Here is a 15,926-nt window from a genome sequence, read left to right on the forward strand (position 1 = left end):
CGTGTCGGTTGTCGATCTGCGGAACGGCCGCCGGAGCCTGCCTCGTGCTGGCCGCGACGCCTCCCGGCCGATCTGACGTCGCCGAGATCGCCGCCTGCGGCCCGGCGAGCGGTCAGTAGGGCCACTCGGGCCGCCGGCGGCCGAGGCCTTCGAGCAGTGCGCCGAGTCCGAGCGTCAGCAGGATCTTGAGCGCGACGTTCCTGCCGAACCACGGCAGCTGGGCGAGCTGTCGAGCGGCGTTCGACGCCAGCGGGCCGGCGCCGTCGGCCCGGTAGATCGCGAGCGACCGCGAACGGCCGACGTACCGGAAGCGGCGGCCCATCAGCAGCTCGCGGACGATCGCGAGGGTGACGCCGATCGACGAGTAGGCATCGTGGATCAGCATCGTCCCGCCGTCGGCGACCCTGGCGCCCCAGTCCCGGATGTCGGCCCGGGCGGGGGCATAGCGGTGGGCGCCGTCGACGTACAGCACATCGACCCCGCCGTCGATCTCTCCGAGCGCCCGGTCGGAGAACATCCGGAGATGCGTGACGCGATCGGCGGAGCCGGTTCGTTCGAGGTTGGCGACGAAGGCGGCGTGGTCGTCGTTCGCCTCCACCTCGTAGCCGGCGATCTCCTGCGGCCCTCGATCGGTGCCGGCGTGCGGATCGATGGCGATCAGCTCGACATCCGGCGGCGCCGCCTTCGCCAGCACGATCGTCGACCGGCCGCGGAAGCTGCCGATCTCGACGATCCGCCCGCCGCCGGGGCACGCCATCGCGGCCTCGTACAGCTCGCGCGCCTGACCCTCGGTCAACCAGCCGTCGACGTCGGCGACGGCGGTCCAGACCGACTCGAAGGCAGCAGGCTCGGTCATGCGTAGACCGCGAGCCCGAAGACGAGCACCCAGACGACAGCGAGGACCTGCATGACGCGGTCGTGCCCGAAGACGTCCTCCGGTGCCGCACCGCCGCCCTGCTCGAGCACCAGCGCGTAGCGGAGGAACGCCGTCAGCATCGGCACGATCGACAGCTCGTAGTACGGCAGGTCCGACCCGTTGAGCTCCTTCGTCTCGAACGCCCAGACGCAGTAGCTGACGATCGCCGCCCCGCTGGTGATCGCGAGGACGAACCGGAGGTAGCCCTCGCTGTAGGACGCCAGCGTCGTCCGGACGCTGTGTGCTTCGTCGCCGAGATCGCGCGCCTCGGCGAATCGCTTGCCGGCGACGATGAACAACGAGCCGAACGTCGTCACCAGCACGAACCACGACGACATCTCGACATCGACGGCGACCGCACCGGCGGCGGCCCGGAGCACGAAGCCCGACGCGATCGCGACCAGATCGAGCACGGCCACGTGCTTCCAGATCGCGCTGTAGCTCAACGTGACCGCCAGGTAGACGGCGACCACGGCGACCGTCTGCCAGCGCCCGCTGACGGCCGCCAGCCCGAGCGCCACGATCGGCAGGGCGGTGCCGATCGCACGGGCGGCGCCGAGCGACACGACGCCCGCCGCGACCGGCCGCTGCGACTTGGTCGGGTGGGCGCGGTCGGCCTCGACATCGAGCACGTCGTTCCAGAAGTAGGTGCCGCTCGACGCGAGACAGAAGGCGACGAAGACGACCAGGGAGATCCCCAGCTCGCGCGGCTCGTCGAGCACGCCGGCGGCACCGGGCGCGGCGAAGACGAGCAGGTTCTTCAGCCACTGCTTGGGGCGCGCGGTGCGAAGGATCGGGTGCATGGGAAACGGTCGCTCAGGCGGTCGGCGCAACGCTAGCGAGCGGCTCGCCGGCCCAGACGGGATGGTCGGCGGCCGCGAGCAGCTCTCGATCTCCGGCGGAGTCACCGTACGCCCACAACGTGACAGCGCTGCGTTCGAGCCCGGCTCGGTCCAACCAGGTGGTCAACCGGCGAACCTTCTCGACGCCGCGACAGTTCGCGCCGTCGAGACGACCGGTGCAACGTCCGTCGAGGTCGACGTCGAGCCGCGTCGCCAGCACCCCGTCGGCCCCGAGCGCGGCCGCGATGTGGCGGAGGTACACCTCGTACGAGGCGGACACGAGCACGACCCGATGCCCCTCGCCCGCGTGCCATCGCAGTCGCGCTGCGGTGTCGGGTCGCAGCCGAGCGCCGACGACCAGTCGCGCGAACATGCCGGCTTCCCGCTCGACCAGCTCCCACGGCAGGTGGGCGAACACCGCAGCGGTCGCTGCGGCACGCAGCCGATCACGGTCGCAACGAAGCCCACCGGCGACGATGTCCGGGGTCCGGCGGACGAGCTGCGCCGCGACTGCCGGACGTCGACCCAAGCGCCAGAGGAACGGCACGACACAATCGCGCGTGGTCAAGGTGCCGTCGACGTCGAACGCGGCGACGGTGACACCGTTCGACCGGCTCATCGAAGGCCGTCGAGCATCGTCCAGAACCCGGGCCAGCTCTTGCCCACGACATCGGGCGACTCGACCTCGATGCCGTCGACGAGGCAGCCGAGCACGGCGAACGCCATCGCCAGCCGGTGATCGTGGTGGGTGGCGAGGCGGGCCGGGACCAGCCGGCCGGTCGACGGCTCGATGACCAGGCCGTCCGCGGTCTCGGAGACGCCGACGCCGGCGCGTCGCAGCTCTCCGGCGAGGTCGCCCAACCGATCGCTCTCCTTCCGGCGGATGAACCCGACGCCCCGGATCCTCGACGGAGACGACGCGGTCGCGGCCACCACGGCGAGCGTGGGCACGAGATCGGACACGTCGGCCATGTCGACGTCGATCCCGCGCAGCGGTTCGGAACCGCGGACGACGCGTACGGAGTCCGACGTGCGCTCGACGTGGCAGCCCATGTCGGCGAGCAGGTCGGCGAACCGTGCGTCGCCCTGCAGCGACCCGGCGCCGAGCCCGACGACGGTGACCGAACCACCGGCCACCGCCGCGACGGCCAGCGGATAGCTGGCTGACGACGCGTCGGGTTCGATGACCAGGTCGGCCGCTTCGTAGCTGCCTGCAGCGACCCGGATCAGCGCGTCGCCCACCCCGACGTCCGGTCGGCCGAAGGCGGCCATCACCGCCGCGGTGAGCTCGACGTACGGGCGCGAGATCAGCGGCGACGACAGCGTGAGATCGAGGCCGCCCGGCAATCGGGGCCCGATCAGCATCAGCGCAGTCACGTACTGGCTCGAAACGTCGCCGCGGATGGTGACCTGACCGCTGCTCGGCGGGCCCTGCACGGTGGCGGGGAGATGCCCGGACGACGCGCCGGGCGAGACGGCGACGCCGATCTGCGTCAGCGCGTCGTGCAGCGGGCCGAACGGTCGCTCGCGCAGGGGCGGCGCACCGTCGACGACCACCGGCGCCGAGCCCAGGGCCGCGAGCGCGGTCAGGAACCGGCTGGTGGTGCCCGCCAGGCCCGCGTACAGGCGGGACGGCGGCCAGTCCACCGGCCCACCCGACACCGACACCTGTTCGCCGTGGAGGTGCACGTCGCGGCCGAGCTCACGGAGACCGGCGAGCATCGCCGCGGTGTCGTCGCCGTCGGGGATGTTGGACAGCTCCGACGTGCCGCTCGCGAGTGCCGCGCAGATCAGCGCACGGTTGGCAATCGACTTCGATCCGGGGACCCGGACGACGGCATCGACCGGCTCGCCGAGCTGTCGGACGCGGTGGACATCGCTCATCGACGGTCAGACCAGCGGGGTGACCGCCGGCTTGAAGCCGCGGGCGATCAGGCCACCGCGGAAGAGCTCGCCCACCGTGGCATCGACGAGCACGACCGCAACGCCCCGATTGCTCTCGGGCATGTGGACGACCTCGAAGTTGGCGATGTTGACACCGAGGTCGGCGGCCAGCGTGAACACCTCGGCCGCGGCACCGGTGCGGTCCGGGATCGGGATCCGGACCTCGGCCATCGCCTCGGGGTGAGCGACTCGCCCGGGGAGGTTCGTGCGTGCCTCGCGCGCAGCGGTGAGGGCCGATTCGAGCCCGTCTCGATCCTCGCGATCGACGACGTCGCGGATGTGCGCGAGCCGATCGATCAGCCCCTCGAGGGCGGGCACGATCGCCGTGCGGTTCTCGGCACAGATGTCGAGCCAGATGTCGGGGTGGCCGCTCGCGATCCGCGTCATGTCACGGAAGCCGCCGGCGGCGAGCCGGAGCAGCGCGGCGTGCTCGTCGGCGCGATCGGACGCCAGCCGCATCAGCGTCGCCGCCGTGAGGTGCGGCACGTGACTGATCACGGCGACGACCTGGTCGTGGCGCTCGGGGGCGATGGCGACCGCCTCCGCGCCGAGTTGGCGGATCGCAGCCGTGACCGACGCCAGCGTGAGGTCGTCGGTGCTCGGCGTGGGGGTGACCACCCAGATCGCACCGTTGAACATCTCACCGTCGGCCCCGTCGAGCCCGTCGAGCTCGCTGCCGGCCATCGGATGGCCACCCACGAATCGCGGATCGTCGCACGCGCTGCACACGGCAGCCTTGACCGAACCGACGTCGCTGACCACGCCGGAGGTCTCGGCCAGCGCCCGTTTCACCTGGTCGGCGATCGAGAGCACCGGCACCGCCACGAACGTGATCTCGGCGTCGCGCGCCAAGCCAGCACGGTCGACGACCCGCTGCTCGACGGCTCGCTCGAGCGTCGACGGCGAGGCATCGTCACCGTGCACGACCCAGCCGCGCGCACGCAGACCGATGCCGATCGAGCCGCCGACGAGGCCGAGGCCGATGACGTTCGCGACGCGACCGGTTCCGGCTTCGAGATCGTCGGCGTTCGTCACGTCGGACGATCGTACCGGCGCGCTGGGTCGGCCACGGCCTCCGTCAACGCCCGACGTTCGGCCGTCGAGAGCTCACGCCAGTCGCTCGGCCGGAGGTTGCGATCGGTGATCGGTCCGACCCGCGTGCGCACCAGCCGCAGGACCGGGTGACCGATGGCGTCGCACATCCGGCGCACCTGCCGGTTCCGGCCCTCGTGGATCGTCAGCCGCAGGACGCCTGGGCTGGGCTGCGAGGCGGCCGCGGGCGCCGTCCGGCCGTCGTCGAGGTCGACGCCGTCTCGCAACCGCCGCAACTCTCCGGGCGTCACCCGGCCACGGACGTGGACCAGGTACTCCTTCTCGACACCATGGCTCGGGTGCGTGATCCGGTGGGCCAGGTCGCCGTCGTTGGTGAGCAGGAGCAGCCCCTCGGTCTCGACGTCGAGCCGGCCGACCGGGAAGACGCGGGGTTCGTTGGGCACGAGGTCGACCACGGTCTTGCGGCCGTGCGTGTCCTTGGCCGTCGTCACGACGCCGCTCGGCTTGTTGAGGAGGTAGTAGACGAGGCCTGGCTTCACGCCGACCGGCGCGCCGTCGACCTCGATGAGATCGTGCTCGGCGTCGACGCGTCGCCCGAGCTCGGCCAGCTCGCCGTTGACCGTCACCCTGCCGGCGGCGATCAGGTCTTCGCAGACACGACGGCTCCCCCACCCCGTCGCCGCGAGCACCTTCTGGAGTCGCTCACCGGTCGGCAGCTGACGTCGCTGCTCGGCCCACTGTTCCCACAACGGCGGTTCGGGGGTGCCGTCCTCAGGCCTGCTGGGCGCCATGGCCACCCGCTTGCTCGCCCGCGTCGAGCTGCTCGCTCGCGTCGAGCGGCGCGTCGATGGGTTCGACGCGCAGGCCCTGCTCGAGCGCTTCGACCACGTCGGCGTCGGGGATGAACTCGGCGATGGGCGGGAGGTCGTCGAGCGAGTCGAGGCCCAGCTTCTCGAGGAACTGCGGCGTCGTGCCGAACAGGATCGCCTGACCGGGACCCGGATCGCGGGCGACCTCGTCGATGTAGCCGCGCGCCTGGAGCGTGCGAATCACCCCGTCGGGGTCGACACCACGGATCGACGCCACCTGCGCCCGCGAGATCGGTTGCTTGTACGCGATGATCGCCAGCGTCTCGAGCGCTGCGCCGGACAGCCGGGCCTTCTGGTCGTGGAGCACGAAGCGCTCGACGTACGGCGTCTGATCGGGGTGCGTCTGGTAGCGGTAGCCGCCGGCCACCCGCACGAGCTGGAACCCACGCTGCTCGTCGGCGTACCCGGACCGCAGCTCCTCGCACCACTGCTCGACGAGCGTGACCGGTTGCTCGAGGAGCTGCGCCATCAACTCGGGGGCTACCGGGTCGTGCGCCACGAGCACGACCGCTTCGATCGCTCGCTTGAGGGCGGCGACCTGATCGTCGACGGGCAGCAGTTCGTCACTCATGCGCACCAGGTTCTACCCGTCGTAGACGTCGATCAGCATGCTGTCGGTCGAGACGTCGGCCGTCGGCGCCCAGGTCACCTCGATGTCGCCGAACCGCTCGGTCTGGTCGAGGTCGACGACACCCTGCTTGAACAGCTCGAGGACGGCCAGGAAGCGCACGATGACCTCGATCCGCTCGGCCAGGTCGGCGGTCAGGCGGCGGAACGAGATGCGGCCGACTCTGGGGAGCTCGTCGATCAGCTCGGCGACCGCATCGGCGACCGTGATCTTGATCGGATTGACGTGGAAGAGATCGACGATCGGCTCGGGCCGCGGTGTGAGGGCCCTGATGGCGGCGCTCTGGAAGCGACGCAGGCTGGTGCCTTCGAGGAGGTCGGGCATCAGCTCCGCGAAGCGCTCGTCGGGCCCCACCGTGCGCGGGAACGAGAGGTCGGCGTCGTCGGCGAGGCGATGGAAGACCTGGGCGACATCCTTGAAGGTCTTGCACTCGATCAGCCGGGCGAGCAGCAGGTCGCGCTCCTCCCACAGCGCGAACTCCTCGTCGAGATCGATGTCGGAGGACCCAGGGAGCAGGCGCCGGGTCTTCAGTTCGACCAGCGTGGCGGCGATCAGCAGGAACTCGGTGGCGATGTCGAGGTCGAGCGACTGCATCCGGTCGAGCTCGGCCAGGTAGGCGTCGACGATGTGCGCGAGGTCGATGTCGTAGAGATCGACCTCCTCTTTCAGGATCAGCTGGAGGAGGAGGTCGAACGGACCTTCGTACTGGGGGGTGGAGACGTCGATCGCCATGTCCGGACGAGTCTAACGGTCCAAATGACACGTGTGTAACCACTTCGGGAGCATGCGGCATCCGTGTCGGCGGGTGCACGAGGGGCAGGTGGGGGACCCGACCAGGTCCTCCGCTCCGGCTGATCGTGATGTGGTGGGTCGTGGTGGGCCGTCGTGGGTGGACACGTGGTGTGCCGTCGGCCGGAGGGAGCCGAATCCCCTCGGTGGGTCGGCAACTCGACCGGTAGCCTCGCTGGCCGTGACTCGAGTGCTCTCCTGCGTGCAGCCCACCGGCGACGTCCATCTGGGCAACTACCTGGGTGCGTTCCGCAACTGGGTGTCCGGGCAGCACGAGAAGGACGTGTTCCACGGCATCGTCGACCTGCACGCGCTCACGGTGACCGAGGTGCCCGGCGTGGTGGGCGCCACGACGATCGATCTCGCCGCCATCCTGTTCGCAATCGGGCTGGACCCCGACGTCGCCACGGTCTTCGTCCAGAGCCACGTGCCCGAGCATTCGCAGCTCAGCTGGGTGATGGAATGCACGGTCTCCTACGGCGAGCTGTCGCGGATGACGCAGTTCAAGGACAAGACGGCGAAGCGCGAGAACAAGTTCATCTCGGCAGGACTGTTCACCTACCCGGCGCTGCAGGCCGCCGACATCCTGCTGTACGACGCCAACGAGGTGCCGGTCGGCGACGACCAGCGCCAGCACGTCGAGATCACCCGCGACATCGCGATCCGCTTCAACCACCGCTTCGGCGAGACGCTCGTCGTGCCCGAGGCCGTGATCCCGGCGGCCGGCGCACGGGTGATGGATCTGCAGAACCCGACGTCGAAGATGTCCAAGTCCGACTCGACCGGTGCCGGGTGCGTGATGATGCTCGACGACCCAGCCGCGATCATGAAGAAGTTCAAGCGCGCCGTCACCGATTCCGAGTCCGAGGTCCGCTACGACGTCGAGGCCAAGCCCGGGGTGAGCGGTCTCCTCGACATCCTGGCCGCGGCGACCGGGCAGTCGCCGCAGGAAGCCGCCGAGGGGTACACGCAGTACGGATCGCTCAAGGTCGACACCGGCGAGGCGGTCGTCGCGATGCTCGAGCCGATCCAGACGCGGTACCGCGAGTTGATCGACGACAAGGCCGAGCTCGCCCGGCTGCTGGCCGTCGGGGCCGAACGCGCCCGCACCGTCGCGTCGGTGACCCTGCAACGAGCGTACGACGCGATCGGCCTGCTGCCGGCGTGATCTCGCGCTCCTGCGAGGTCACGGCGTGACGTCGCGAACGACATCGCGTACGTGCGAGGTCACGGCGTGACGTCGCGAATGGCATCGCGTACGTGCGAGGTCACGTAGTGACATCGCGGCGATCCGACCGGTTCACGCCGGTCGATCGACGCATCCTCGGACTGGCGTTGCCCGCGCTCGGGTCGCTCGCCGTCGAACCGGTCTACGTGCTCGTCGACACCGCGATCGTCGGGCGGCTCGGGACCGAGGAGCTGGCGGGCCTGGCGATCGCCGCCACCGTGCTGTCGTTCGTGTTCGCCGGTGCCAACTTCCTGACCTACGGCACGACCGAGCGCGTCGCCCGCCGCCTCGGTGCCGGTGCCGACACCGCAGCCGCCGACGTCGGCGTCCAGGCCCTGTGGCTGGCCCTGCTGTTCGGCGTGCCCGCCGCTCCCCTGCTGTTCTTCGGCTCGCGCACGCTCTCGAGGCTGCTCGGAGCGACCGGCGAGGTGCTCGACCACGCCGAGACGTATCTGAGCATCAGCGCGCTCGGTGTGCCGTTCTTCCTGATCACCCTCGCTGCCCAAGGTGTGTTGCGCGGCGCTTCCGACTACCTGACGCCCCTGTGGGTGCTGCTGGCCGCGAACGTCACCAACCTCGTGGTCGAGCTAGTGCTCGTGTTCGGACTGGACATGGGGGTCGCCGGATCGGCGTGGTCGACCGTCATCGCACAGATCGGGGCCTCGCTGGTCTTCCTCCGGATCCTGTGGCGGCGCGTCCTCGCGGCAGCCATCCGGCGACCGGACCGCCGCGGCATGGCCCCGCTGATGACCGCCGGCCGCCACCTGCTCCTACGGGTCGGCTCGATGCTGGCGGTGTTCGCCGGATCGACCGCAGTGGCGGCGCGCATCGACGAGCCGACGCTGGCCGCCCACCAGGTCGTCATCAGCTTCTTCTTCTTCCTCGCGCTCACGCTCGACGCACTCGCGGTGCCCGCCCAGACGATCGTCGCCGAAGAGCTCGGTCGCGGCGATCGCGCCGGAGCTGCCCACGTCGCCAGCAGAGCTGTGCGACTCTCGGTCGGGACCGGCCTGCTGCTCGGCGCCTTCGTCGCGACCCTGGCCCCGGTGCTGCCAAACATCTTCACCGACGACCCCGAGGTCGTGAGCCGGGCGACGAGCGGCATCTGGTGGCTGTCGGCGCTCCTCCTGCCCGGTGCGGTCGCGTTCGCCCACGACGGCGTGCTCATCGGGGCCGCCGACTACCGCTTCCTCGGTCGGGCGGCGTTCGGCTACCTGATCGTCGTCACGCCCCTCGCGGTCGTCACGCTCCTCTTCCCCGAGCTCGGCGTGGCAGGCATCTGGGGAGGGCTGCTGGTGTGGATGGTCGTGCGAGCCGTCGTCAACGATCGCCGGACGCGCACCGTGCTCGCCTGAGCGGCCCGGTCAGGCGCGATCGCAGGACTTCAGCACCAGGGCGACCGGACCGCGCTGGTCGATCAGCTCGACGGTGGTGGGATCGGAACCGGAGGCCTCGGCGAGCTCGGCACCGATCCGCTCGTGGTCGTAGTAGCTCGCGAAGCGCTCGGTCAGCGGCCCGACCACGGTCGCCGCGACCCGGCCCCACGTGCCGAGCTCGCACTCGATCTTGCCGACGTCGTGGAGGAGCGCACCGGCGATCTCGGCCCGCGTCGCAGTGGGGAGCGCCTCGACGAACCGGCGCGCCACCTTGATCGAGTGGCGCCGGTCCTGGTTGGACATCCGCCGCCACAGGCCCAGCTCGCCGCGCACGAGGTGCGAGTCGGCCCAGACCTCGTCCTCGACGGGCGGGGGCCGGCCCGACAGCGACGTCACGAAGCGGGCGACGAGGTGATGCGGGCTGGTCAGTACGTGCAACGGCTTGCTCACGATGCCACCGCCCTCGGATGCGCCATCCGGTAGACCTCCCACAGCCGCTCCTGGCTCACCTTGGTGTACACCTGGGTGGTCGAGATCGACGCATGGCCGAGCATCTCTTGCACGATCCGGAGGTCGGCACCGTGGTCGAGGAGGTGCGTCGCGCACGAGTGGCGCAGCACGTGGGGTGACAGGTGCTCGGTGATGCCTGCCCGCTCGCCGTACCTCTTGATGACCAGCCACGCGCCCTGGCGGCTGAGCCGGCCGCCGCGCTGGTTGAGGAAGACCGCCTCGGCGTCGTCTCGCCGCTTCCACCGGTCGGGAACGAGGCGCGCCCGTCCCGACGGTGAGAACCAGTCGTCGATCGCCCGTTCGGCAGCCGATCCGTACGGCACGATGCGCTCCTTGCCGCCCTTGCCGTAGACCCGGACGAGTGCCTCGTCGAAGTCGATGTCGCCGACCGACAGCCCGACGATCTCGGAGATGCGGGCGCCGGTGCCGTAGAGCAGCTCGAGCAGCGCCCGGTCACGGAGGTGGAGCGGCTCGTGCCCGATCACCGCGTCGAGCAGGCTCGCGATCTGGGCCTCGGTCAGCGGCTTCGGGATGCCCGACGGCACACGGACCCCGTCGAGGCGCGCCGTCGGGTCGTCGGGGCGGTACTGCTCGGTGGCGAGGTACCGGTGCAGCATGCGCAGCGCGGCGATCTGACGGGCCACCGTCGACGGCGCCGACCCGGACGCATGCCGTTCCGCGACGAACGCGGTCAGATCGGCGTGTGTCGCTCCGAGCGGGTCGCTGCCGCGCTCGTGCAACCAACGGTGATAGCCGCGCAGGTCCCGCCGGTATGCCTGGATGGTGTTCCGCGACCGCCCGCGTTCGCTCGACAGCCACACCAGGAATTCCTCGATCTCGAGCGGCAGCTCGTCGACGGCCGGAACGGCGTCAGCCACCACGGCGGAGCTGCCGGTCGGCGGCGAACAGGCCGGCCACGGTCTTGGCGTCGGCGATCTCGCCGCGGTCGATCATGGCCAGCGCATCGTCGAGCGGGACGTGCAGCAGCTCCATCGACTGCTCTTCGGGACCCTGCCGGTCGTGGTCGGCGGGCGTGCAGTCGGTCGCGAGGAAGATCGAACACACCGAATCGGTCATGCCGGGGGACGGGAGGATGTCGACCAGGTGCGCCATCTGGCCCGCCACGAGCCCGGCCTCCTCCGCCAGTTCGCGGCGACCGGTCTCTTCCGCCGGCTCGCCGGGAACGTCGCGCATGCCCGCCGGGATCTCGATCACGGCGCCCTCGTACGGCGGTCGGTACTGCGAGATCAGGACGACCGAGGCGAGTCCTTCGGCGTCGAAGACCAGCGGGACGACGCCGACCGCACCCGGCGAGCGGACGATGTCACGCCGGAAGCGGTGCCCGTCGTCGGACTCGAAGTCGGCCACCACCACCTTCCAGACGTGTCCCTGGTGGACGTCGGCGTCGCCGAGGTGGCGGAACCCGCGACCGTCACCGGCGAACCGCGCCATCTCAGGGAGAGCCGTCGCCGGCGCCCGGGTTGCCGCTCGCCGCGTCGGATGTCGCGGCGGCCTCGGCAACGACGGAACGGGGAGCGTCAGCAGCCTCGGTGGCGGCCTCGTCGAGCATCCGTCGCAGGCCCGGCGGCGTCGCGTCACGGTGCGCCAGCGCGGCACCGACCAGGTCACGGAACAGCGGGTGGGCGCGATCGGGACGGCTCTTGAACTCGGGGTGGGCCTGCGTGGCGACCCAGTACGGATGATCGGTGAGTTCGATGAACTCCACGAGACGCTTGTCGGGCGAAGTGCCGCTGCAGAGCAGGCCGGCCTCCTCGAAGCGGGTCCGGAACTTCGGATTGAACTCGTATCGGTGGCGGTGGCGTTCGCTGACCACCGGCTCGCCGTACGCGGTCGCGACCTTGCTCCCGGGTTCGAGGACCGCGTAGTAGGCCCCGAGGCGCATCGTTCCCCCCATGTCGGTGATGTCGCGCTGGTCGTGCATGAGGTCGATGACGGGGTATTTCGTCGACGGATCCATCTCGCTCGAGCTCGCGCCGGGGAGGCCGAGCACGTTGCGGGCGAACTCGGAGGTCATCGCATGCAGCCCGAGGCACAGCCCGAGGCACGGAACGCCCTCCTCGCGGGCGAACCGGGCGGCGGCGATCTTGCCCTCGAACCCGCGCGAGCCGAAGCCGCCCGGGATCACGATCGCGTCGAGGTGGCGGAGGCGATCGGAGGCGAGCAGCCCCTCGACGTCCTCGGCCTGGATCCAGTCGATCTCGACCCGCGCGCCGTGGTGGAAACCGGCGTGCTTGAGCGCCTCGACCACCGAGAGGTAGGCGTCGGGCAGCTGGACGTACTTGCCGATCAGCCCGATCCGGACGGGCAGCGTCGAGGCCTCGACCCGGTCGACGAGTTGCTGCCAGTAGGTCAGGTCGATGTCGTGACCCTCCATGCGCAGCACGTCGAGGGCGACGGTGTCGAGCCCCTCGTCGTGCAGGATCAACGGCAGCTCGTAGATGTTGCGGGCGTCGGCGGCGTTGATCACGGCGTTGTCGGGCACGTCGCACAGGTTGGAGATCTTGTTCTTGAGGTCCTCGTTGATGGGGGCCTCGCTGCGGCACACGATCAGGTCGGGCTGGATGCCGCGGCTCCGCAGCTCGGTCACCGAGTGCTGCGTCGGCTTGGTCTTCTGCTCGGAGGACGGACCGATGAACGGCACGAGCGTGACGTGGATGTACGCGACGTTGTCGCGGCCGGCGTCCTTGCGGAATTGCCGGATCGCCTCGAGGAACGGCAGGATCTCGATGTCGCCGACGGTGCCGCCGACCTCGGTGATCACGACGTCGACGTCGTCGGTGGCCACGCGGTGGATGCGGCGCTTGATCTCGTCGGTGATGTGCGGGATGACCTGGACGGTCTTGCCGAGGTAGTCGCCGCGGCGTTCGGCCGCCAGCACGGATTGGTAGATCGAACCGGTCGTCGCGTTGGAGTCGCGGGTGAGGTTCTCGTCGATGAAGCGCTCGTAGTGGCCGAGGTCGAGGTCGGTCTCGCCGCCGTCGTCGGTGACGAACACCTCACCGTGCTCGTAGGGGTTCATCGTGCCGGGGTCGACGTTGATGTACGGATCGAGCTTCTGCAGCGTGACCCGGAGCCCCCGGAGCTTCAGCAATCGACCGAGCGAGCTTGCCGTCAGGCCTTTGCCGAGCGAGCTGGCAACCCCTCCCGTGACGAATATGTGCTTCGGCATGTGGGGTCGGACCTCCGTCTCTCAGGCGCTTCGTGGCGTCGCGCACGACGGGAGATCACCATATCCCGCGCGGCCGGGCGAACGCGCGGATCGAGCGGCGTCGAGGCCGAACATTTCGTCCAGGCGGGTGCAACGGCCGGCGGCCGCCCCGGTCAGCCCCTCGTGCGAGCCCGGCGCGATGGGCTGGGCGCCGTGGGCGCGGTGAGCAGCTGCCGCGCGTGTTCGAGCGCAGCCTCGGTCTCGGCACCGGCCAGCATGCGTGCGAGCTCGGCGACACGGTCGTCGCCGTCGACCGAATCGACCGTCGCGAAGGTGGCGTCACCGCGAACGGCCTTGGACACGGCCATCTGGCACCGGGCGGCAGCGGCGACCTGTGGCAGGTGGGTGACGACCAGCACCTGGTGGTGCTCTCCGAGGTCGGCCAGCGCTGCACCCACGGCAGCCGCCGCGCCGCCACCGATGCCGGCGTCGACCTCGTCGAACACCAAGGTCGACGGTGCATCACCGGTGCCGGCCCCGACCAGGACGAGGCGCAGCGCGAGCATGGTGCGAGCCAGCTCGCCACCCGAGGCGACCCGGTTGAGTGGCAGCATCGCCGAGCCGGGGTTGGCGGACAGCAGGAACCGAACCTCGTCGCCCGGGTGGTCGTCGTCACGCAGACCGACCTCGATCGCGACCGAGGCGTCGGGCATCGCCAGCTCTCGGAGGCGGCGCTCGATGGCGGTCGCGAGCACCGGGGCCGCCGCGCGGCGGGCCGCCCTGACCGCGTGCGCTGCACGCCGCTCGGCGCGCAATGCCTCGGCGCGCTGCGCATCGAGCTCGGCCGCGCGCTCGTCGTACTGCTCGAGCTCGCGCAGCCGCGCCTCGGCCTCGGCATGGAACGCCATGACCTCGCCGAGGTCGTCGCCGTACTTGCGGCGCAGGTCGCGGAGCAGCTGCCGTCGCACACGCACCTCGTCGAGACGGGCGGGATCCTCCTCGATGGAGTCCCCGCGGGCGCGGAGCTCGGCCACGATGTCGTCGAGCTCGGCGACGAGGCCCCGCAACCGGCCGGCGATGTCGCCGAACGGCTGTCGCTCGGACAATGCCTGCAACGCCGACGACAGCGCCTCGTCGGCGCCGCGCTCGTCGCGGAGGGCCGACAGCGCCGTGGCAGCGGCTTCCCGATGAGCCACAGCGTCGGACAGCAACGACTCGGTGCTCGCCAGCGCCTCGTCTTCCGATGGGTCGGAGATGGCTGCGGCGTCGAGCTCGCCGACCTGGAACCGCAGTAGATCGATCTCCCGGGCGCGAGCCCGTTCGTCGCCGCCGAGCGTGGCCAGCTCGGCGTCGAGCTCGGTCAGGCGGGCTCGGGCCGCGCGCAGTGGGCCCAGATCGACGTGACCGAACCCGTCGAGCGCCGCCCGTTGCGCTGCTGCGTCGAGCAGGGTCTGGTGGGCGTGCTGGCCGTGCAGGTCGATCACCGAGTCGGACAGCTCGGCGAGCGCCGACACCGTGGCCGGCCGACCGTCGATGTACGCCCGCGACCGCCCCGATGCCGGCACGACGCGGGAGACGACGACCTCGTCGTCGGCGCCCGGCACCACGATGCGCCCGTCGACGCGGGCCTCGGCGGCCCCGCCACGCACGATCGACGGGTCGGCCCGCCCACCGACCAGGAGCTCGATCGCCTCGACGAGCATGGTCTTGCCCGCGCCGGTCTCACCGGTCAGCGCAGTGAGGGCGTCACCGAAGACGAGCGACGCCCGCTCGATGACCCCGAGGTTCTCGATGTGCAGCTCGACGAGCACGTCGCGAACTCTACGTGTGGGATGTCACAGAGATCGGCGACCACGCGCCGGGCAACCGGTTCGAGCGGTCGAGGCCGACCAATCGGGCGCAGCCGGTCGCGTCCGCGTCAGCGGTCGAGGAGGCCGAACTTCGCCTTCAGCACCTGGTGGTAGTGGTGAGCGCCGAACCGGACGAACCGTGCCGTCGACGCCGACGGCACGCAACGAACCCTGGCACCCATGTCGAGCCCGAAGAGCGGTCGTCCGTCGACGGCGGCCCAGGCGGGGCGATCGCCGATGACCTCGATCTCGACCGTCTCGTTGGGGTCGAGGACGAGGCTGCGGTCGAAGAGCATGTGCGGCGCGACCGGGGTGACCAGGAGCGCCCGGTGCTTCGGGGAGACGATGGGGCCGCGCGCCGAGAGCGAGTAGGCCGTCGAACCCGTCGGCGTCGACACGATGATGCCGTCGGCCGCGTACGACGTGAACGGCTCACCGTCGATGCGCACCAGCAGGTTCACGGTGTGGCCCGATTCTCGCTTCTCGACCACGGCCTCGTTGAGCGCGCGCCAGACGCCGATCTGCTCGCCTGACGGGTCGACCACGGTGACGTCGAGCATCATGCGCTCGTCCAGGTGCCAGTGCCCCTCGTCGGCGCCCGCCTCGAAGCGCTCGAGCGCGTCGTTGACCCGGTCGACCTCGACCTCGGTGAGATAGCCGAGCCGGCCGAGGTTGACGCCGAGGAGGGGCACGGGCGCACCGGCGAGCAGGTTCACGGCCCGCAGCATCGTGCCGTCGCCGCCGAGGCTGAG

16 protein-coding genes are annotated in these 15,926 nt (G+C 70.7%); 2 read left to right on the top strand and 14 right to left on the bottom strand.

The genetic code is table 11. The features are described from left to right. Positions 1 to 112: 112 nt before the first annotated feature. From QNJ12_RS20825 to QNJ12_RS20860, 8 genes are read right to left on the bottom strand one after another with little or no spacing between them, the layout of a single operon-like run. Positions 113 to 856, bottom strand: coding sequence for a class I SAM-dependent methyltransferase (locus tag QNJ12_RS20825; protein ID WP_300625621.1), 744 nt, complete (start codon positions 854 to 856; stop codon positions 113 to 115). After that, a complete protein-coding gene (locus tag QNJ12_RS20830) occupies positions 853 to 1,719 on the bottom strand; it encodes a decaprenyl-phosphate phosphoribosyltransferase (RefSeq protein ID WP_300625623.1) in 867 nt (288 codons plus the stop codon). Before QNJ12_RS20830 ends, QNJ12_RS20825 begins: the two co-directional genes overlap by 4 nt. A 13-nt stretch (positions 1,720 to 1,732) precedes the next feature. After that, entirely contained in the window at positions 1,733 to 2,377 is a 645-nt protein-coding gene (locus QNJ12_RS20835) for an HAD family phosphatase (RefSeq protein ID WP_300625625.1), read from the bottom strand. Continuing rightward, positions 2,374 to 3,642: a 3-phosphoshikimate 1-carboxyvinyltransferase gene (gene aroA, locus QNJ12_RS20840; RefSeq protein ID WP_300625627.1), complete on the bottom strand. Its 1,269-nt coding sequence runs from the start codon at positions 3,640 to 3,642 to the stop codon at positions 2,374 to 2,376. Before aroA ends, QNJ12_RS20835 begins: the two co-directional genes overlap by 4 nt. A gap of 6 nt (positions 3,643 to 3,648) precedes the next feature. Continuing rightward, entirely contained in the window at positions 3,649 to 4,737 is a 1,089-nt protein-coding gene (locus QNJ12_RS20845; protein WP_300625629.1) for a prephenate dehydrogenase/arogenate dehydrogenase family protein, read from the bottom strand. Continuing rightward, a complete protein-coding gene (locus QNJ12_RS20850; RefSeq protein ID WP_300625631.1) occupies positions 4,734 to 5,546 on the bottom strand; it encodes a pseudouridine synthase in 813 nt (270 codons plus the stop codon). The genes QNJ12_RS20845 and QNJ12_RS20850 overlap by 4 nt, the downstream gene beginning before the upstream one ends. Beyond that, the gene (gene scpB / locus QNJ12_RS20855) at positions 5,527 to 6,195 is read right to left on the bottom strand and encodes an SMC-Scp complex subunit ScpB (RefSeq protein WP_300625633.1); all 669 of its coding nucleotides are present in this window, start codon (positions 6,193 to 6,195) and stop codon (positions 5,527 to 5,529) included. Before scpB ends, QNJ12_RS20850 begins: the two co-directional genes overlap by 20 nt. 12 nt (positions 6,196 to 6,207) lie before the next feature. Continuing rightward, positions 6,208 to 6,984, bottom strand: a complete 777-nt coding sequence (locus tag QNJ12_RS20860) for a ScpA family protein (RefSeq protein WP_300625635.1) — start codon at positions 6,982 to 6,984, stop codon at positions 6,208 to 6,210. A 238-nt stretch (positions 6,985 to 7,222) separates the two neighbouring features. On the opposite strand from QNJ12_RS20860, the gene trpS reads away from it, so the two are divergent. Both trpS and QNJ12_RS20870 read left to right on the top strand, forming a co-directional pair. Further along, positions 7,223 to 8,209 (top strand): tryptophan--tRNA ligase, encoded by a 987-nt coding sequence (trpS, locus tag QNJ12_RS20865; RefSeq protein ID WP_300625637.1) that lies wholly within the window; start codon positions 7,223 to 7,225, stop codon positions 8,207 to 8,209. 107 nt (positions 8,210 to 8,316) lie between these two features. Next, on the top strand, positions 8,317 to 9,624 hold the full coding sequence (locus QNJ12_RS20870; protein WP_300625639.1) for an MATE family efflux transporter: 1,308 nt from the start codon (positions 8,317 to 8,319) through the stop codon (positions 9,622 to 9,624). A gap of 9 nt (positions 9,625 to 9,633) precedes the next feature. On the opposite strand, the gene QNJ12_RS20875 is transcribed toward QNJ12_RS20870, so the two are convergent. From QNJ12_RS20875 to QNJ12_RS20900, 6 genes are all read right to left on the bottom strand, one after another. Next, a complete protein-coding gene (locus tag QNJ12_RS20875; RefSeq protein WP_300625641.1) occupies positions 9,634 to 10,095 on the bottom strand; it encodes a hypothetical protein in 462 nt (153 codons plus the stop codon). Further along, positions 10,092 to 11,033 carry a site-specific tyrosine recombinase XerD gene (xerD, locus tag QNJ12_RS20880; RefSeq protein WP_300625642.1) on the bottom strand — a complete coding sequence of 314 codons (942 nt, stop codon included), beginning with the start codon at positions 11,031 to 11,033 and terminating at the stop codon, positions 10,092 to 10,094. The genes QNJ12_RS20875 and xerD overlap by 4 nt, the downstream gene beginning before the upstream one ends. After that, positions 11,026 to 11,607, bottom strand: coding sequence for an NUDIX domain-containing protein (locus tag QNJ12_RS20885; protein ID WP_300625644.1), 582 nt, complete (start codon positions 11,605 to 11,607; stop codon positions 11,026 to 11,028). Before QNJ12_RS20885 ends, xerD begins: the two co-directional genes overlap by 8 nt. Before the next feature lies 1 nt (position 11,608). Next, entirely contained in the window at positions 11,609 to 13,345 is a 1,737-nt protein-coding gene (locus tag QNJ12_RS20890; RefSeq protein WP_300625646.1) for a CTP synthase, read from the bottom strand. 152 nt (positions 13,346 to 13,497) lie between these two features. Then, positions 13,498 to 15,135, bottom strand: a complete 1,638-nt coding sequence (gene recN, locus QNJ12_RS20895; protein WP_300625647.1) for a DNA repair protein RecN — start codon at positions 15,133 to 15,135, stop codon at positions 13,498 to 13,500. 107 nt (positions 15,136 to 15,242) lie between these two features. Then, positions 15,243 to 15,926 (bottom strand): NAD(+)/NADH kinase (locus QNJ12_RS20900; protein WP_300625648.1); only part of this gene is annotated, 684 nt, incomplete at its 5' end.

The organism is Ilumatobacter sp. (genome assembly GCF_030065885.1).
Classification (GTDB): domain Bacteria; phylum Actinomycetota; class Acidimicrobiia; order Acidimicrobiales; family Ilumatobacteraceae; genus Ilumatobacter.